Annotated in this window: 20 protein-coding genes; 10 read left to right on the forward strand and 10 right to left on the reverse strand. The window is 59.9% G+C overall.

The genetic code is table 11. The features are described 5' to 3' along the window. Positions 1-11: 11 nt before the first annotated feature. Positions 12-905: a LysR family transcriptional regulator gene (locus KBY02_RS03950; RefSeq protein ID WP_225649873.1), complete on the reverse strand. Its 894-nt coding sequence runs from the start codon at positions 903-905 to the stop codon at positions 12-14. Positions 906-1011: 106 nt separating this feature from the next. Between KBY02_RS03950 and KBY02_RS03955 the strand changes: the two genes are divergently transcribed. Beyond that, positions 1012-2274 carry an MFS transporter gene (locus tag KBY02_RS03955; RefSeq protein WP_060409278.1) on the forward strand — a complete coding sequence of 421 codons (1263 nt, stop codon included), beginning with the start codon at positions 1012-1014 and terminating at the stop codon, positions 2272-2274. After that, on the forward strand, positions 2271-3299 hold the full coding sequence (locus KBY02_RS03960; RefSeq protein WP_058822630.1) for an alpha/beta hydrolase: 1029 nt from the start codon (positions 2271-2273) through the stop codon (positions 3297-3299). The genes KBY02_RS03955 and KBY02_RS03960 overlap by 4 nt, the downstream gene beginning before the upstream one ends. 60 nt (positions 3300-3359) lie before the next feature. On the opposite strand, the gene KBY02_RS03965 is transcribed toward KBY02_RS03960, so the two are convergent. Beyond that, positions 3360-4142 carry an NAD(P)H-dependent oxidoreductase gene (locus KBY02_RS03965; RefSeq protein ID WP_024659749.1) on the reverse strand — a complete coding sequence of 261 codons (783 nt, stop codon included), beginning with the start codon at positions 4140-4142 and terminating at the stop codon, positions 3360-3362. An 88-nt stretch (positions 4143-4230) separates the two neighbouring features. Between KBY02_RS03965 and KBY02_RS03970 the strand changes: the two genes are divergently transcribed. After that, positions 4231-5130: a LysR family transcriptional regulator gene (locus KBY02_RS03970; RefSeq protein ID WP_024641744.1), complete on the forward strand. Its 900-nt coding sequence runs from the start codon at positions 4231-4233 to the stop codon at positions 5128-5130. Positions 5131-5149: 19 nt separating this feature from the next. Here the strand turns inward: KBY02_RS03970 and KBY02_RS03975 are convergent, their stop codons facing one another. Beyond that, positions 5150-5563, reverse strand: coding sequence for a hypothetical protein (locus KBY02_RS03975; protein ID WP_003402465.1), 414 nt, complete (start codon positions 5561-5563; stop codon positions 5150-5152). A 119-nt stretch (positions 5564-5682) separates the two neighbouring features. Then, on the reverse strand, positions 5683-8055 hold the full coding sequence (gene bamA / locus KBY02_RS03980) for an outer membrane protein assembly factor BamA (RefSeq protein ID WP_225649875.1): 2373 nt from the start codon (positions 8053-8055) through the stop codon (positions 5683-5685). 216 nt (positions 8056-8271) lie between these two features. Here bamA and KBY02_RS03985 point away from each other — a divergent pair, with 216 nt between their 5' ends. The 4 genes from KBY02_RS03985 (at position 8272) to KBY02_RS04000 (ending at position 12183) form a co-directional block, all read left to right on the forward strand. Continuing rightward, positions 8272-8961, forward strand: coding sequence for a response regulator transcription factor (locus tag KBY02_RS03985; protein WP_024638938.1), 690 nt, complete (start codon positions 8272-8274; stop codon positions 8959-8961). Positions 8962-8972: 11 nt separating this feature from the next. Further along, positions 8973-10208 carry an ATP-binding protein gene (locus tag KBY02_RS03990; RefSeq protein ID WP_024660173.1) on the forward strand — a complete coding sequence of 412 codons (1236 nt, stop codon included), beginning with the start codon at positions 8973-8975 and terminating at the stop codon, positions 10206-10208. Positions 10209-10358: 150 nt separating this feature from the next. Next, entirely contained in the window at positions 10359-11696 is a 1338-nt protein-coding gene (locus KBY02_RS03995) for a DEAD/DEAH box helicase (RefSeq protein ID WP_003402477.1), read from the forward strand. Between the two features lie 184 nt (positions 11697-11880). Beyond that, positions 11881-12183, forward strand: coding sequence for a hypothetical protein (locus tag KBY02_RS04000; protein ID WP_003402479.1), 303 nt, complete (start codon positions 11881-11883; stop codon positions 12181-12183). A gap of 291 nt (positions 12184-12474) precedes the next feature. Here the strand turns inward: KBY02_RS04000 and KBY02_RS04005 are convergent, their stop codons facing one another. The 4 genes from KBY02_RS04005 to KBY02_RS04020 form a co-directional block, all read right to left on the reverse strand. Beyond that, positions 12475-13338 carry a DUF6279 family lipoprotein gene (locus KBY02_RS04005; protein WP_003425465.1) on the reverse strand — a complete coding sequence of 288 codons (864 nt, stop codon included), beginning with the start codon at positions 13336-13338 and terminating at the stop codon, positions 12475-12477. A gap of 69 nt (positions 13339-13407) precedes the next feature. After that, positions 13408-14136 (reverse strand): TorF family putative porin, encoded by a 729-nt coding sequence (locus tag KBY02_RS04010; protein ID WP_011268648.1) that lies wholly within the window; start codon positions 14134-14136, stop codon positions 13408-13410. Between the two features lie 144 nt (positions 14137-14280). Next, entirely contained in the window at positions 14281-14793 is a 513-nt protein-coding gene (locus KBY02_RS04015) for a hypothetical protein (RefSeq protein WP_003412760.1), read from the reverse strand. A gap of 167 nt (positions 14794-14960) precedes the next feature. Then, positions 14961-15149: a hypothetical protein gene (locus KBY02_RS04020; protein ID WP_002554403.1), complete on the reverse strand. Its 189-nt coding sequence runs from the start codon at positions 15147-15149 to the stop codon at positions 14961-14963. A 306-nt stretch (positions 15150-15455) separates the two neighbouring features. Here KBY02_RS04020 and KBY02_RS04025 point away from each other — a divergent pair, with 306 nt between their 5' ends. Beyond that, positions 15456-16292, forward strand: coding sequence for a S1 RNA-binding domain-containing protein (locus KBY02_RS04025; RefSeq protein WP_011268646.1), 837 nt, complete (start codon positions 15456-15458; stop codon positions 16290-16292). A 69-nt stretch (positions 16293-16361) separates the two neighbouring features. On the opposite strand, the gene KBY02_RS04030 is transcribed toward KBY02_RS04025, so the two are convergent. Further along, positions 16362-16994, reverse strand: a complete 633-nt coding sequence (locus tag KBY02_RS04030) for a DsbA family protein (RefSeq protein WP_011268645.1) — start codon at positions 16992-16994, stop codon at positions 16362-16364. A gap of 144 nt (positions 16995-17138) precedes the next feature. Here KBY02_RS04030 and KBY02_RS04035 point away from each other — a divergent pair, with 144 nt between their 5' ends. Next, a complete protein-coding gene (locus KBY02_RS04035) occupies positions 17139-17540 on the forward strand; it encodes a DUF2177 family protein (protein WP_011268644.1) in 402 nt (133 codons plus the stop codon). 77 nt (positions 17541-17617) lie between these two features. On the opposite strand, the gene KBY02_RS04040 is transcribed toward KBY02_RS04035, so the two are convergent. Then, positions 17618-17998: a hypothetical protein gene (locus tag KBY02_RS04040; RefSeq protein WP_225649877.1), complete on the reverse strand. Its 381-nt coding sequence runs from the start codon at positions 17996-17998 to the stop codon at positions 17618-17620. A 212-nt stretch (positions 17999-18210) separates the two neighbouring features. Between KBY02_RS04040 and KBY02_RS04045 the strand changes: the two genes are divergently transcribed. After that, a complete protein-coding gene (locus tag KBY02_RS04045) occupies positions 18211-18402 on the forward strand; it encodes a CsbD family protein (RefSeq protein WP_003402493.1) in 192 nt (63 codons plus the stop codon). The last annotated feature ends 59 nt before the right edge of the window (positions 18403-18461 follow it).

The following is an 18461-nucleotide window of genomic DNA, read 5'->3' on the forward strand; positions in this document are numbered from 1 at the left end:
GCGGCGGGGGACTAGCCCCGATACCTCACCGCCTCGACAAACGCACTGAACGCCGGCGACGCCTGTCGCCGGTTCGGGTAGTACAAGTGAAAGCCTTCGAAATACGGGCTCCAGTCGACCAGCACTTCTTTCAGGCGTCCGCTGGCGATGTGCGGCTCGGCCATGGAGTCCGGCACGTAGGCCAGGCCCACGCCGTCCAGTGCGGCGTTGAGCACGTGGATCATGCTGTTCGACGTGAACTGCCCGTTGACCCGTATGTTGAGCTTGCGGCTGCCCTTCTCGAATTCCCAGGCGTAGCAGCTGCCGTTTGGCGAGTGGCGGATGTTGATGCACGTGTGTTGAGTCAGGTCCTGCGGCTGCAGCGGGACAGGATGGCGCTCGAAGTAGGCCGGCGAGCCAACCACTGACAAGCGCCAGTCAGGCCCGAGGCGCACGGCAATCATGTCCTTGCTGATGGACTCACCCAGGCGAATGCCGGCATCGAAACGTTCGCTGACAATATTGGTGAAGCCGTAGTCGATGCAGATCTCGACCTGGATATCCGGGTACTGCGCCAGAAACCTTGGAAGCATCGGGCGGATGATGCCCTCTGCGGCGTCATCGGAGCAGGTAATGCGAATGGTGCCGGCGGGCTTGTCACGCAGCTCGCCCAGCACTTCGACTTCTGCGGCAATCTGGTCCAGCAGCGGCCCGATCGAGCGCATCAGCAGTTCGCCGGCTTCGGTCGGGGCTACGTTGCGGGTGGTTCTCGCCAAAAGGCGCAGGCCCATACGCTCTTCAAGGCCGCGCAGGGTGTGGCTCAGGGCTGAAGGCGTAACGCCGAGTTTGGTGGCGGCCTTGGTAAAGCTCTGATCGCGCGCCACCTGCAGAAAGGCTTGCAGATCATTGAGTTTGGGTGTGCTCATTGCTGAATCCTTCTCACAAGCGCGTTTAAATTGTGGTGTCTAATCATCCTAATACCTTTGCCCTAACCTGTGCCGACTAATTTTTAACGTCGTCAGGTCAGGACGCATGCAAGCATTTGATTCAACTCTGAAGCAGTCCGAAATAACTACTCATCCGCCAGCCTGGGGCGCCGTGTTTTCGATGGCGCTGTGCGTGGTGGTGCTGATTGCGTCGGAGTTCATGCCGGTCAGCCTGCTGACACCCATCGCGCAGGATCTGGGCATCAGTCAGGGGCAGGCCGGGCAGGCGATTTCGATCTCCGGCTTTTTTGCCGTGCTCACCAGCCTGCTGAACACGCCGCTGACCGGGCATCTGGATCGCAAGCCTGTCCTGCTGGGCTTCAGCCTGTTGTTGCTGGTGTCTGGCGTGATCGTCACGCTGGCCTCCAACGGCTGGTTGTTCATGACGGGCCGTGCATTGCTCGGGATTGCCATTGGCGGCTTCTGGTCGATGTCGACCGCCACCGTGATGAAGCTGGTGCCGAAGCAATCGGTCGCCAAGGGCCTGGCGCTGATCAACGGCGGCAATGCGCTGGCGGCGACGGTCGCCGCGCCATTGGGCAGCTTCATGGGCCAATACATCGGTTGGCGCGGGGCGTTTTTCTTGGTTATCCCGCTCGCGGCGCTGGCGTTTGCCTGGCAGTGGCTGAGCCTGCCGGCCATGCGCAGTCAGCCGAACAACCGGGCACGCAATCCGTTCCGCCTGCTGCGTAACCCGCAAGTGGCCGTCGGCATGAGCGCGATCCTGTTGCTGTTTATGGGCCAGTTCGCCGTCTTCACCTACCTGCGCCCGTTTCTGGAAGAGATCACCGGCGTCAGCGTCAACACGTTGTCCCTGATGCTTTTGGCGCTGGGAGCCAGCGGGCTGGTCGGCACCTACCTGATCGGCAGGCTGCTGCACAAAGGCCTGTATGCCTGCCTGATCGCCATTCCGCTGCTGATGGCGGTGCTGGCCGTGGCGCTGACCGGTCTGGGCCATTCGCCTCAGGCTGTCGCCATTGTGCTTGCCGTCTGGGGCCTGATTGCCACGCCGGCACCAGTCGCCTGGGGCCTCTGGTTGAGCCGCACGCTGCCCGACGATGCCGAGGCAGGCGGCGGCCTGATGGTGGCGACCATTCAATTGGCGATCACCGCCGGGGCCGGCATCGGCGGCGCGCTGTTCGACAGACTCGGTTGGTGGAGCCCGTTCGCATTCGGTGGCGTGTTACTGGCGTGTTCGGCCGCGCTGGCCTGGACGGCGCGCGACAACGCTTCCCTGCTGGAAAGCAACACCGGTCAGGGCCGGGCAGATAAACGCGGGTCAATTTCTCAACGAGGTAACACGCCATGAAAAAGATTCTTTTGATGCTTGGGCTTTTAATAAGCTCATACGCTGCGACAGGAGCAGACATGTCTCACGGTGCCGATAATTTCTACACAAGCGACAAGGTCGTTGCGCAAAAAGTGCTGTTCAACAACCAGTACAAGATGAAAGTCGCGGGCGATCTGTTTATACCCAAAGGCTCGAACCCGAACGTTAAAGCTCCGGCGATCGTCGTCGGCCATCCGATGGGCGCAGTGAAGGAGCAAAGTGCCAATCTGTACGCGCAGAAACTGGCCGAACAAGGCTTTGTCACCTTGTCGCTGGACCTGTCGTTCTGGGGCGGCAGTGAAGGCCAGCCGCGTAACGCCGTTTCACCCGATCTCTATGCCGAAGACTTCAGTGCTGCAGTGGACTTCCTGGGCACTCAGACCTTCGTGGACAAAAAACGAATCGGCGTTCTGGGGATCTGCGGCAGTGGCAGCTTTGTCATCAGTGCCGCGAAGATCGACCCGCGCATGAAAGCCATTGCCACGGTGAGCATGTATGACATGGGCGCCGCCAACCGCAACGGCCTGAAACATTCGCAGACGCTGGCGCAGCGCAAGAAGATCATCGAGCAGGCGGCACTGCAGCGCGACGTGGAATACAGCGGCGGTGATACGGCCTACACCAGCGGCACCTTACACAAGCTAACTGACACATCCGCCCCGATCGAACGTGAGTTCTACGACTTCTACCGCACGCCACGCGGCGAGTTCACGCCCGAAGGCCAGTCCCCCGACTTGACCACTCACCCGACGCTGACCAGCAACATCAAGTTCATGAACTTCTATCCGTTCAACGACATCGCGACCATCTCGCCACGGCCGATGCTGTTCATCGCCGGTTCAAAGGCGCACTCTCTGGAGTTCAGCGAGGAAGCCTACAAACTGGCCGGCCAGCCCAAGCAACTGATCATCGTGCCGGAGGCCGGGCATGTGGATCTGTACGATCGGGTCGATCTGATCCCGTTCGACAAGCTGGGCGAGTTCTTCAAGAACAACCTGAAGTAGTCCGCCAAAAAGCACTACGCATGAAAAGGCCCTGCACAAGCAGGGCCTTTTCGTTATCAGTCACTGATCGCGCAGGTGAATGTCCAGTCCCTGCCGACCCGCTGCAAGCTCAGGACGCAAGGTCAGTGCCGGGATCTCGTAGTCGCCGTCGTTCTGCCTGCGAAATGGCAAGGGCTCAAGGGTGAACAGGGCATCCAGGCGGTTGCCGTAGTCGGCGCAAATCCGCGTAAAGGTTGTGCTGTCCACCTTGCCAGCCCGGTACACGGGAAACGGCGCGAGCACATCGAAGCCTGGATAGAACAGGATGCCGTGCTGGATAGGAAAGAGCACGTCGTTCAGCGCCCCGTTTACGCCACGCTCGCTGTAATGGGACTCCCAGCCGCCCATGGTCACCGTCAGCATGGCGCGCTTGCCTGCCAGCGTTCCCTCACCGTAGCGATCACCCCAGTGCTGGTCGCTGTGCTCGCCCACGCCGTAGGCGAAACCACAGGCGTACACCCGCTCTATCCAGCCTTTCATGATCGCCGGCATCGAAAACCACCAGAGCGGAAACTGAAATATGACAGCGTCTGCCCAGAGTAGTTTGGCCTGTTCGGCCTCGATGTCCGGCGGCTGAATACCGGCGGCAAATACGCGTTGCGACTCAAGGGCAGGGTCAAAGCGGCTGCTGGTCTCAAGACCGGGTGCATCGTTGGCGTCGATGATCGCCTTCCAGCCCATCTGGTAAAGGTCGGACACCTGCACCTGATGGCCGTTGTTCTGCAGATGATTGACTGCGAAGTCTTTCAACGACCCGTTCAGCGAGCGCGGTTCGGGGTGGGCGTAGACAATAAGTACGTTCATGAGGGGCTCCGGTTTGTCTGTAATGACGCAACGCTACAGACTCGCTCGGGTATGCTGGAAATCAATCTCCCAAACACTGGGTATTTGCATGAACAATACCTTGCGACGTATCGACCTCAATCTGCTGGTCACGCTGGATGCATTGCTCTCGGAGCAGAACGTGACCCGCGCGGCGCATCGGCTGAACCTGACCCAGCCCACGGTCAGCCTGCAATTGGGCAGGCTGAGGCAGGTGCTGGAGGATCCATTGTTGCTACCGGGACCGCGGGGCATGACCCCGACTGCGCGGGCTGAAGAACTGCGAGAACCACTCCGTCAGGCACTTGCAGCGCTGGAGTCAGCTTTGCTGCCCGGCCGGGATTTCGATCCGGCAACGGCCGATCACACCTGGCGTGTGGCTGCCAGCGACTACGCGACCATCGCGTTGATATGGCCGTCGCTCGGCAGGTTGCGCAACAGTGCTCCGGGCACGCGCCTGGCCATGCTGAACAAGCACCCGGTCAGCCTGGCCGCGGATCTTGAAAGCGGTCGACTGGATCTGGCGTTGCACACCCGCGACGAGGCGCCGCCCAAGCTGCGCCAGCGGTCGTTGATCCATGAGCGTTATGTGCTTGCTGCCCGGCATGATCATCCGGACCTTGTGCAACCGGTGTCGCTGACACGTTTCTGTGAGCTGGAGCATGCGGTCATGTCTCCCAACGGCGGCGGCTTCGCCGGAAGCACCGATCAGGCCCTGGCGGCGCTGGGGTTAAGCCGGCGGGTGGTGTTGTCGGCACCGCATTTCGGCTCGCTGGTGTCTGCACTGACTTGCAGCGACCTGGTTGCTGTGGTGCCCGAACGGCTGGTGCGCAATCAGCCGACGCTCGTGGTTCAGGAACCGCCGCTTTCGATTCCCGGGTTTGAAATGCTCATGCTGTGGCCAGAGCGTTTGCACCGCGATCCTGCTCACAGGTGGCTGCGAGAACTGATGGTCGCGGCCATCGATTAAGCCGTGCGGCGCCCGTGACTCAAGCCCGCAGCCTGCGCTCGCGCAACGCACTCAGACACTCGCGCCCCGCAGCCTCGGCGGTTTGCACGACTGTCTGGCTGTTGTCCTCGGTGATCCAGGTCAGCAGGCGCACCTGGCCCGTCGCCTGGCTGCCGCCGTGCATGCGAGACAGGGTTTCGCGTTGCTTGAGCATGGCTTTCATGCGGGTAGCGAGCATGAAGATATCGTCGATGAAGCCGTCTTCGACGTGGTCGTGATGCTCGATGCCCAGCCCCGTGGCGTCGTGGTCGATGCGCAGGTGGTAGTGCATGGCCCCGGTTGCATCTTCGCTGCCGAACAGCGCGATGACGAAGCCTTTGCCCAGCAGTGAGCGCAAGGCGTGCTGGATGATTTCCTGCACATCGGGGGTGATCTGTCTGACTTCGCGGCTCATGTAACAACTCCTGACCTGATGAGTAGTGCAGGCAGTATTCAACGACGGGATGTAAAGCGCGGTCCGGGCCAGGTAATGCTGGGTAAAGACCGCCTTGTTCATGCTGTAAAAGGTCCGCCTCAAAAGGTCTGGCCCAGCGAGAACTGGAACACTTGGGTCTCGGCGTCTTCGGGCTTTTTGATCGGCACGGCGAGGTCGACGCTCAGGGGGCCGAGCGGCGAGTACCAGGTCACGCCGACGCCGACCGAGCTGGCCATCTGGTCGATATTGATGTTGCCGCAGTTCTGCGTGGTGGTCAGGTAGCACTTGTCGGCGTAAACCGTGCCGAAGTCCCAGAACAGCGAGGTGCGCAGGGATTTCTGGTCTTTGACGAAGGGCATCGGGAACAGGTATTCCATGCCGCCGGAGATCAGGATGTTGCCGCCCAGGGCTTCGGTGTCGCGGTCGGAATAGTAGATCTGCCCCTGACTGGCGTAGGTGCCGGTGGCCGGGGTATTGCGTGGCCCCAGCGTGCCGTCCTTGAAGCCGCGCACCGTGGCCTGGCCGCCCGCCGTATAGTTTTCGTAGAAGGGCAGGCCGTCGGTATCGCCGTAACCGTTGCCGTAGCCGAGTTTGGTATGCAGGCGCAGCGAGGTGGTGTCGCTGAGCGGCAGGAAGGTCTGGCCGTTGTAGTCGAGTTTGTAGAACTGCAGGTCACTGCCCGGCACTGTGCTGGTCAGGGTCAGGCTTTGCGAGTGCCCGCGGGTGGCCAGTACGCCCTTGTTGAGGGTCGATTCCGACCAGCCGACGCTGGCCTTGAGGTTGGTGAACGCATCACCCTCGCGCTCGATGAAGTCATAGATCTCGTCAGCGCTGTAGCTGCCGGGGTCGAGGGTGTCACGCTGGATCGACAGCCCGTAGGTCAGGCGCGATGTTTCGCTGATCGGATAGCCGAGGTTGACCCCGGCGCCCACGCTGTTGAGCGAGTAGTACGAGACCTCGTCGTCATCGTCGTAATACTTGCTGTAGTCGGTCGCGTTGTAGAAAACGTTGTAGCCCAGGCTCACCCCGTCAGGCGTGAAGTACGGGTTGGTGAACGCGAAGTTGTACTTGGTCTGGTACTCGGAGCGGGTCATGCCGAGGCTGGCGAAGTTGCCGGTGCCGAGGATGTTGTTCTGTGAGATGGAGCCGCCGAGTATCAGCCCGGCGCTTTGCGAAAAGCCCACGCTGGCGGTGATGTTGCCCGAGGCCTGTTCTTCGACGGCGTAGTTGATGTCCACCTGATCGTCAGTGCCGGGGACCGCTGGCGTTTCGACGTTCACTTCCTTGAAGAAACCGAGACGCTCGAGGCGCACCTTCGACTGGTCGATCAGGTAGGTCGAGGCCCAGCCGCCTTCCATCTGGCGCATTTCACGGCGCAGCACCTCATCGGCAGTCTTGGTGTTGCCGCGAAAGTTGATGCGGTTGGCGTAGGCGCGCTTGCCGGGGTCGACCACGAAACTGATATCAACGGTGTGATCGGCATCGTTGGCTTTCGGCACGCCGTTGACGTTGGCGAATGTGTAGCCATCGTTGCCCAGACGGCGGGTGATCAGGTTGGTGCTGTCAGTCATGACCTTGCGCGAAAACACCTGACCCGGTTTGACCAGAATCAGTTGTTCGAGCTGGTCCTTCGGCACTTTCAGGTCGCCGCCCAGCTTGACGCTGCCCACGGTATAGCGGTCGCCTTCGGTGATATTGACGGTAATGAACACGCCTTTCTTGTCAGGCGTCAGCGACACCTGCGTCGAATTTATATCCATGTTGATGTAGCCACGGTCCAGGTACCAGGAGCGCAGTCGCTCCAGGTCGCCGGAGAGTTTTTCGCGGGCGTACTTGTCATCGTTCTTGAAAAACGACAGCCAGTTACTGGTCTTGAGCTGAAACTGGTCGGCCAGTTGTTCATCGGAGAACACTGTGTTGCCGACCACATTGATGTGCTGGATCGACGCCACCGTGCCTTCGTCGATGGTGATTTTCAGGGCGATGCGATTACGTGGTGCAGGCAGCGCCTGGGTATCGACCGAGGCACTGTAGCGGCCCTGGGAGACATATTGGCGTTGCAGTTCATTGCGCACGCCCTCCAGCGTGGCGCGCTGGAATATCTCGCCTTCACTGAGCCCCGACTGCTTGAGCCCCTTCATCAGGTCGTCGGTGCTTATGACCTTGTTGCCGACAATCTCGATACTGGCGATAGAGGGGCGTTCGACTACATTGATCACCAGCACATTGCCATCGCGTGCAACGTTGATGTCCTGAAAGAAACCGGTCTTGAACAGTGAGCGCGACGCGTCGGCCAGGCGCTGCTCATCGGCCTGATCGCCGACATTGAGCGGCAGCGCAGCGAATACGCTGCCGGCTGATACGCGTTGCAGGCCGTTGACGCGGATGTCCGAGATGGAAAAAGTGTCGGCGTGTGCCAGCGGGACGCTGATTAACAGGCAGAACGATAGAAGCAGACGCGAAGAAATCATCAAACCCTTTCCAGAAAGCTGCGACAAAGGCATTTGAGCGCTGCCGATGACACGCCAGAAAGGGCCGGTCCGGCGGGCGCTGTTGGCTGCGCAGCATAGGGCGAGGGCATGTTGGGGACGGTTAACGCCGTGTAAGGTTAGGTAAAGATCATCGAGCCCGGCTGACACGCCGCAGCAGCGTCGGGATAATCGGCAACCACCAATCAAGGGCCTGCCATGACTTCCGTATTGCTTGTCGACGATGACCGGGAACTGACGGAAATGCTCAGCCAGTACCTGACCCGTGAAAGCTTCGACGTGACCTGCACCAACAGCGCTGAAGAGGGCGAGATTGAAGCCTTGTCCGGGCGTCACGACATCGTCGTGCTGGACATCATGATGCCGCGCATCTCCGGGATCGAAGTGCTGCGGCGGATCCGTGCGCAAAGCCAGGTGCCGGTTATTCTGCTGACCGCCCGCGGCGACAATATCGACCGTATTTCCGGGCTGGAACTGGGCGCCGACGATTACGTGCCCAAGCCCAGCTCGCCGGGTGAACTGGTAGCGCGTCTGCGGGCGATCATGCGCCGGGTGCGTGCGGTGTCGGTAGTCGATGCGGTCCGGGATGTGATTCAGGCCGGAGAGCTGATGCTCTGGCCAGGCAAGCGTGAAGCGCGCTGGCAGGGCGCGACGCTTGAACTGACCGGCAACGAGTTCTGCCTGCTCGAAGAGCTGGCGCGGCATGCCGGGCAACTGGTCAGCAAGCAGAACCTGTCGATGAACGCGCTGGGACGGCCGCTGGCTCGCTACGATCGCAGTATCGATGTGCACATCAGCAGCATTCGCCACAAGCTCGGTCCGCGCAACGATAACCAGAGCTGGATACAGAGCGTGCGCAATCTGGGCTACATGTTGATCACGCCATGAGGCCGAACCGGTTGTTCTGGAAGCTGTTCCTGGCATTCTGGCTGGCGACCAGCCTGACCTTCATGGTCGGTGCCGGCCTGTTCATGTTCACCCAGTCAGGGCGGGGCGATCCTTCGTTCAGCACGGTGCTCGATAACGAAGTGCGCATTTTGCAGCGCTCGGGCATTGCCGCAGGGCGGGCGTTGCTCGATACCTGGCAGCCGGAGGGGCAAGGCAGGGTCGGGCTATACGACAACCAGGGTCTGCTGCTGGCGGGCGAGGCGCTGGAGAATCCTCGCTTCGAACTGGCTGTGCACACACGCGAAGGTGCACTCGTGCACATCCGCTCTACCCAGCGCCCCAACCATGACGATCAACCCTCTCACCTCAATCCGCTGATCACCGGCACGGTCATGAGTGCGCTGTTCAGCTGGTTTCTCAGCAGCTATCTGGTGGCGCCGCTGATGAAATTGCGGGAGGCGATGGGCAAGGTCGCCAGAGGCCGTTTCGACACACGGGTAAAACCCGACATGGGCCGGCGGCGCGATGAAATCGTCGACCTTGCCGAGGATTGCGACCGCATGGCCAATCAGCTCAAGGTCATGGCCGACTCTCAGCAACAACTGTTGCATGACATTTCCCATGAACTGCGTTCGCCGCTGACGCGCATGAGCGCCGCCATCGGCCTGTTGCGCCAGGAGCCGAGCCAACTGGACATGCTCGAACGCATCGAGCGCGAATCGGAGCGCATGGACTCACTGATCGAAGAATTGCTGACCCTGGCGCGCATGCAGAGCGATGTCGAAAGCCTGACGCGGGAAAAGGTCGATGTCATCAGCCTGCTGGCGGCCATCGTCGAAGATGCCGAATTCGAGGCCGGACTGAAGCAGTGTCGGGTCAGGCTGCAGGCTCCCGGGTCTTTCGTCGCACAGGTCGACAGCGAACTGCTCTACCGGGCCTTCGAAAACGTGATCCGCAATGCCGTTCGCCACACGGCGGTCGGCACGGATGTGGTGGTGGTCGCCAACGTTCAGGCCCAGCCGCTGTGCCTGATGGTCAATGTCATCGATCAGGGGCCAGGTGTGGACGAGGCGTGCCTGCAACGGATTTTCCAGCCCTTCGAGCGCGGCCCGGAGAATGCCGCGCAGGGCTTTGGCCTGGGCCTGGCCATCGCCCTGCGGGCTATCGAAATGCACGGCGGGCAGATCGCCGCACGCAATCGGCCGGGCGGCGGTCTGGTGGTCGATGTGCTGCTGCCGGTGTCGTGACGGCGCTCAATGGTTTTGCAGCGTTTCGAATGGCCGTTATCCGCCCGTTGGTAAACAAAATCGGCCTTTGGTGGTAAAGAAACTCGGCCCCGGCGCTCGAAACCGTTACGCTATGCAGCTGTATTTTTGTTTTTCGTCGAGGTAGCACCCGTGTTTTCCGAATTCGCCCTGCACGAACGCCTGCTCAAAGCTGTGGCCGAGCTTAAATTTGTCGAGCCTACGCCTGTGCAGGCGGCCGCCATTCCGCTCGCACTGCAAGGGCGCGACCTGCGGGTGACTGCGCAAACCGGTAGCGGCAAGACCGCCGCATTTGTGCTGCCGATCCTCAATCGTCTGATCGGCCCGGCCAAGGTCCGTGTCGACATCCGTGCGGTGATCCTGCTGCCAACCCGTGAGCTGGCTCAGCAGACGCTCAAGGAAGTCGAGCGCTTCTCGCAGTTCACTTTCGTCAAGGCCGGTTTGATCACCGGTGGCGAGGACTTCAAGGTTCAGGCCGCGATGCTGCGCAAGGTGCCGGACATTCTGATCGGCACGCCGGGTCGCCTGCTGGAGCAGTTGAACGCAGGCAACCTGGACCTCAAGCACGTTGAAGTGCTGGTACTGGACGAAGCCGACCGCATGCTGGACATGGGCTTCTCCGAAGACGTCGAGCGTCTGGCCGGCGAATGTGCCGGTCGTGAGCAGACCATGCTGTTCTCGGCGACCACCGGCGGCGCTGGCCTGCGGGAAATGATCGGCAAGGTGCTCAAGGATCCACAGCACCTGCAAGTCAACAGCGTCAGCGAGCTGGCTTCCGGCACACGCCACCAGATCATCACTGCTGATCACAATGTGCACAAAGAGCAGGTTCTCAATTGGCTGCTGGCTAACGAGACCTACCAGAAAGCCATTATCTTCACCAACACCAAGGCCATGGCTGACCGTTTGTATGGCCGCCTGGTAGCGCTGGAATACAAGGCGTTCGTGCTGCACGGCGACAAGGACCAGAAGGACCGCAAGGCGGCCATCGACCGTCTCAAGCAGGGCGGCGCGAAAATCATGGTTGCCACCGATGTGGCGGCTCGTGGCCTTGATGTCGAAGGTCTGGACATGGTGATCAACTTCGACATGCCACGCAGCGGCGATGACTACGTCCACCGCGTCGGGCGTACCGGCCGGGCAGGCAGCGACGGCCTGGCGATCTCGCTGATCTGTCATGGCGACTGGAACCTGATGTCGAGCGTGGAGCGCTATCTCAAGCAGAGCTTCGAGCGTCGCGTCATCAAGGAAGTCAAAGGCACCTACGGCGGGCCGAAGAAGGTCAAGGCCTCCGGCAAGGCAGTCGGCGTCAAGAAGAAAAAGACCGACGCCAAGGGCGACAAGAAGAAGGTCGCGGCCAAAGGGCCGACCAAACGCAAGACGGTCAACCGTCCCAAGTCTGACCTGGTCAGCCAGGACGGCATGGCCCCGCTGAAAAAACGCAGCACCCCGGCCCCGGCTGCCGAGTGATTGCCGTGATCGCTCCCGAGCATTCGGGAGCGATCAATCTCTTTACAGTACTGATAACGCCTCGTTACACCGTCCGCCAGCTTCTCTGAACCGTCATTCACCTCGCAGGTCACACCCTTTGAGTCGCATGCCCGTGGCTGGAGGTCATGGGTGATCATTCCATGCTGGACGGAGGTGTATAGACATGACTTACAAATGGGACCTTATCGAGCGTTTGCTGCACGATGTGCAGAACAACCGCAGCCCATCGACATCCACGGAATTCGAGACGCTGCTCAATCGCAGCTACATCGAACCGCGTCCTCGCGAGGAAGGCGGAGATGGCTCGACCTACATGCTGACAAAGCGCGGCGCGAGCCTGCTGGCTTTGATCGATAGCAGCATTCCGGGGGATGATCACCCACGTCAGGTCCTCAATGAGCAGGCCGGCGACCCGCTTGACCCCGCGCTCTTCGACATCATCGCCAAAAAGCCCCAGATCGCATAGAACGGCATACCCACGCGGAGCATGGGTACGATAGTCAGAGAGCTGTCCGCGCACTCAAGGCAGGAGGCAGAGCGTCCAGAACGGCATACCCATGCGGAGCGCGGGCACGATAGTCATAGTTGTGCTGAGATGACCATCGTTCCTCACGCTCCAGCGTGGGAATGCCTTGGGTGACGCTCCGCGTCACGACTCTGCGCCGCGCCCGCGTACTCAAGGCAGGAAGCAGAGCGTCCAGAACGGCATACCCATGCGCAGCATGGGTACGATAGTTGTGGTGAGAGGGCTATCGAACTACTTCTGCGACTTCAGGCAGTCCAGGTCGGTGAAGTCCTTGCGCATGTCGGCGATGCGGCTCAGCAGTTTGGCGCGTTGTTCCGGGGTGCTCAGGGCGGTGATGTCGACGATCAGCGATATCGCGGCCTTCTCGGTCTGGTCGTAGGCCTTGCGGTATTCAGGGGTCCAGAACGTCTCGCGGTCCTGCAGCAACGCGGCGATGCGTTGCGGGAAGTCGCTGGCCTGACGCTGCTGGACCGTGGCCAGAAACAGGTTCTGCCACCGCGTACGGTTCTCGATCCACGCCTTGTTCTGTTCGCCGAGCGATGCAGACCAGGCCTGAATGCGGTCTTTCTGCGCCTGATTGAGCTTGCCGACCCACGGCGTCACACGTTTCTGCATACGGTCGGCGCGCTCTGCGATCTGACGTTCCAGTGGCTGGTCGAGGTATTTGTTCTCGCGCTTGCGCTGATCCTTGGCGAACGACTCCTGCATCTCCTGCACCTGCTTGTCGTCAAAGCGCGACAGCAACTCTACCGCAGAGGGCGTGATTTCCTTCGAGATCTTGGCGATTGCTTCTTTGGCTTCGCTGGTACGAGCCTGCAGCCCTTCGTAGGTCACCTGATCGGTCTTGACCATGTCCTCGAGCTTGTCCAGCCAGGTCAGGTACTCCGGCAGCTGGGTGCTGCAGTGCCAGCTCAAGTGTTGCTTGAGGCGCACGTCCAGCCAGCCTTTCTGTTCCGAATTCATGTCCAGGTAGTCGCTGAGCGTCCACGGAATGATCACGTCGAGGTTGCGGTACGCCAGTCCTACCTGATTGCATCCTGCGAGCAGTGCAACGGTCATCAACAGTGTGACGAATGCTTTGAATAAAGACTGCATGACATCTCCTTGGCGTACTGACGTGCAGTAGAGGAGTGTAGCGTCTGGCAGTTCAACCGGTTTGGGCCTTTAAAAGAATGAACGCACCGCTTTAAGGGTGAACGTCCCGTCACAGCGTGCGTTGTGGCCGCTGTAGACGCTGCAATCGCCGCCGCTCAGGCTTGAGCCGCTATAGATGAGGTTCATGTCGATGCCCAGCCAGGGGCGTGACAGGTTCAGCGACCAGTCGTTGAAGCCGTTGATCAACCCGCCGTCGGCGGCGGACTGCGGGGTATCGAACTGGTGATTGGCGTACTGCATGCGCACGCCGACGCCGAGTTGCTCGATGGCGCCCAGATCGACGAATACCGTGCTGTCGCGGGTGCCGACATCGTTGCTGAAGGCCGCGCCGATCCGGCTGTCGCGCATGCGCAGGCCGGCATAGAACTCGTGGCTGTCGATCTGGCTGGTGTCGGGGTAACTGTAACGAATCATCCCCAGCTCGTAGCCAAGGGTGTTATCGAAGGGCTTCTTGAAGCCCATGTAGGAGTCGAGCTCCATCCCGGTATCGGAGGCCAGGCCCATGTTGGGCGCCCACTGCCCGAAGTAGAAACCGCTTTCGTGGGTCAGGTCCATGCCGCCATGAAAGGACCCGGAACCGCCGGTGGGCGTCACCAGACCCTGGGCCATGCTGCGCGTAGGCGTGGTGGCGAGTTTCAGGTCGAAGTCGCCCAGATCCCGCTCCAGAACCTGGGCAGAGACGGACTGACAAACAAGCATGGCGCTGAAAGACAGCACGTGTAAGCGATGGCTGAGCATGGCTCACTCCTTGATCTGCGAGGAGTGTGGTCAGGGATGGCGTATCGAAAATGGCTCAGGAGCCGACACAAGCCGCGAGCTAGAGCCTCGCAAGCATACCGTTGAAATGAGCTCGGGGCGGACCGTTCGTCGATCCGTCGTGTGTCAGTTGGCCGCAGTGGTGCGCGCAGACGGGATGATCAGCCCTCGAATCACCACCAGCGCCTGCTCAAACGACGGGTAGCCACTCTTGGCGACGTCCAGTTGGGCGTATTCAGACTGATAACGTTCGGCAAGCTTTGGATCGCTGACACTCAGTTGCTGGGAGAGCAGGGCGATGGCCAGTGGATGCTTGTGTTTCGCGGCGGTTTGCAGCAAATCGATGATCTGCTTTTGGTCGGCCTGCTGGCGAATCAGCAATACAGCCTGATAGAACTCGGCTTCGCCCGACGCGTCGTCAAGTGCGGCACGGCGCAGCATGGCTTCGGCCAGCTCATAGTTTTCGCGGTTGTCTTCGCTGATCAGCAGTTTGGCCTGCAGCATGTCGTTCTGATAGAGCAGATGCTCCGCCCGGCAAGGGCTGTCGGTGAGCTGACTGTCGTTGGGGCCGTTTTCGCAGTGGTGCGACGCGCAGCCGCCAAGGTAGACAAGTGCACCGAAAAGCATCCAGTTCTTCATTCGAGCATTCCACAAAGAAGATAACGTCCAGAGCGTGATCCAGCTCGTGGTCATAGTGATATCAGAGGAGAGAGTAGCAGCGTGACCGGAAGAATATCCAGCGAAGGATGGTCAATCTAGCGCCTTGAGCGTCAAGGCGCGTAGAGATCGACAGGCAGGACGCGGTTTTACTTTTTACCGAGATTGATCTGCTTGGAAGGTGCGAAGGTCTGGCCACTCACGCCTTTGGCAATTTGCTGGATTTCACCGCCGGACTTCAGGAAAGCTGCAATCTGCGCGTTGATCGAGTCGCTCGTTTCAACGGCTGGGGCGGGTTTGGCTTTCGAGTGGGATGCTTTGATACGCATGGCTGCCATTTACCTTCATAAACGTAATACGGCCAGCCAGAGTACAGGAAACGCTTGATTATTGCTTGGTGAATATGGCATTCGCCCGAGCCGAACCTGCACTCGGTGGCTTGGCGAATTTATTCCGGAAGCCGCTAAGCGCCTGTTTTCAGATACAAAATTTCGACGTGGCGCTGCGCCGCAGTGCAGCAAGGTCGATCGACGGGGATCGGGGAAACTGACGAGTGGAGGCTGTATCGACACCTTCGGCCACGCAACGCGAACCCGGACTCAAAGTCGGGTAGAATGCCGCCCACGTAATGAGGGTATCTGGAAATGGCTTTAATCGGGCGTTACAACAGCTTGCAAATCGTCAAGCACACGAACTTCGGTCTGTATCTGGACGGTGCGCAGGATGGTGAAATCCTGCTGCCCAATCGGTACATCCCCAAGGACGTTCCTACGGAAGATGAGGACTGGCTCAATGTGTTCATCTATCTGGACAGCGAAGACAAGCTGCTCGCCACCACTGAAAAACCCAAGGTGCAGGTCGGTGAGTTCGCCAGCCTGAAGGTGGTTGAAGTCAACAGCATCGGTGTATTCCTTGACTGGGGCCTGCCCAAGGACCTGTTGCTGCCGTACTCCGAAGAGAAGCGCACCTTGCAGGCCGGTGATTACTGCGTGGTTCACGTCTACCTCGACAAACACACACGGCGCATTACCGCGACTGCGCGTCTGGATCGCTACCTGGACAAGACTCCCGCCAACTACAGCGTGGGCCAGGAAGTCGATCTGCTGGTGGCTGAAGCGACCGACATGGGCTTCAAGGCGATCATCAACAACAAGCACTGGGGCCTGATTCACAAGAACGAAGTGTTCAAGTTCATGCGCGCCGGCAAGCAGGAAAAGGGTTACATCAAGGAAATTCGCAGCGACGGCAATATCAGCCTGAGCCTGCAACCCGTCGGTGCAGAGGCCGCGAGCAGCCTGAACTCGAAGATTCTCACCAAGCTGCGCGAGAACAACGGCACGCTGCCGGTCAGCGATAAAAGTGATCCGCAGGTCATCAGCGGCCTGTTTGGCGTCAGCAAGGGCAACTTCAAAAAGGCCATTGGTGCGTTGTACAAGCAGGGCCAGATCGTGATTCACGCCGACCGTATCGAGCTGGTCTGACAACACGTCGCAGCCTGGGTGCCTGAGCGGCAATTGATGTGAGCTGCAGTCAATGCAGCTCGCGATGCCTCAGGCCCAAGTGGCGAGCGCGTCTATTTCCTGGCTCAGGCGCTCAAACGGCAAGGTGCCGTTGAATACCCGCGCGTCTTCCAGCGCCTCGTCGCTGCGTCGCAGCAGCACGACCGGCACCGCTCTCAACCCAAGCTTCTGTGCCAGTTGCCGGTCGTCCAACACGGCCTTTTCAAAATGACCGGCATTGAGTGCCTGCTCCATCGCTTGCCGATCCAGTCCGGTGGTGGTGGCCAGCTCGAGCAGCGTGTGCGTCTCGCTGATATCCAGCCCCTTTTCGAAGAACGCCCGGTAAGCCTCTTTGTGAAACGCTTCAAAACCTCCTGCATTCCTGGCAAAGACTGCGGCTTCCAGAACCTTGCGGCTGCGCGGCTGAACGCTGGGCATCTTCATCATCACCTGACGCCTGTCGGCCATCGGCAGTACAGATCGTGACCAGGTTTCACGCAGATAATCAGCACTCGGGTCGAGCAGTGCCAATGGGTCAGGGCGCAGTTCAAAGGCATGCCAGTTAAATTCGAGCCGCTCACCGTAGGTTTGCTGAAGCTGTTCCAGGACGGCCAGTTGCAGGTAGCAGAACGGGCAGACGTAGTCGCTCCAGACATCTATTTTCAGGGGACCAACAGTGTTCATGTGCTTGAAACTCCATAACGCTCGTTAACACTGACTCCCTTCACCTTTTAAAAGTCCTGAAGTTGGATGGATCAATGTCTACCTTTGGTCGGTCATACCCTCAAGCGGGTTTTCCCGGCCCTGAAACTTGATCAAGGACGCGCCATGAAAAGAATACTGATCGCTTACTTCGGCACATTGCTGGCGTTTCTGATCCTCGACGGACTGTGGCTGGGCGTGTTGATGGGGCCGACCTACCGTGAATGGCTCGGACCGCTGATGCTCGATACGCCCGTATTAGGACCTGCCATCGCGTTTTATCTGCTGTATGGGGCGGGGGTGGTGTTTTTCGGCGTCATGCCTGCGCTCAGAGTGCAACGACTGAGCCATGCGACATTGTGCAGCGGTCTGCTGGGGCTGATTGCCTATGGCACCTATGACCTGACCAACTGGGCCACCTTGCAGGGCTGGCCGGCGCAGCTGGCGCTGGTGGATCATGCGTGGGGCACGGTGGTGTCGGCGCTGGCCGGTACGGCGGGCTATCTGGCGGTACGTCGATTTGCCTGAAGCGGTGTGCCGGGTGAGGGTTGGCTGCTCGCAACGCTCACCCGGCGCAGTGCGCGAATCTGGTGGCGGGTTTACCGCTACTTCTGCAGGAAGCCGGCAAAACTCAGGTTGCTGCCCTTGGGGCGCATGTCCTTGAGGAAAGAGTCCTTGTCGGCGCTCAGCTCCAGGCTGACGGTCGGTTTGCGCTTGTCGGCATTGCGCACTTCAAGGCCTTCCATGTGATCGCGCATGAATACCGTGGTCACTTTCAAATGCAGTAACTGGTCGGTTTCAGGCGTGTGCAGCAGCAGGTGCAGCCACTCGTACTGGCCTACTTGCAGGCGCGGGACAGGCAGGTCGAACCACCAGATGTTTCTTTTGTGGTCCAGCACGGCGAACTGCGTGTTGTTGACGCCCAGCACTGCGCCACCCAGATCCTGGTTTCTGCGTGCAATGGCCAGCTTTTTATCGAGTTTCATAACGTTCCTGTGAATCGGTGTGTTCAGCGTGTCGGCCCTGCCGGACAACGGTGGCGCGCATTCTCGCACAAACTCTGCCGCAAACCTGCCCAAATGCTCGGCAGACGAGTGGCCTGGAAAATAGTTGAAACTCTTGGCCACCGGCACAGGTCAATCTTCTGTCGAGTACGACATCCGATTCCAGCGCGGTCTTCAGACCCAGGAGATTTTCGATGAGCAGCACCAGCGATAAAGCCAAAGGTATGGCCAACGAAGCAGTTGGTAACGTCAAGCAGGCTGTTGGCAAGGCTACCGACAATGACAAACTTCAGGCTGAAGGCAAGGTACAAGAGCTGAAAGGCGAAGGCCAGCAGACCGTAGGCAAGGTCAAGGACGCGATCAAGAAGGGCGTGGACAAGGCTTGAGTCGATTGTTCCCGGCGCCCTGGCGCCGGGGCAGGTTTACCGATAACGGTCATCCACGG

Source organism: Pseudomonas sp. P129, from assembly GCF_020312195.1.
Lineage (GTDB): Bacteria > Pseudomonadota > Gammaproteobacteria > Pseudomonadales > Pseudomonadaceae > Aquipseudomonas > Aquipseudomonas fragariae.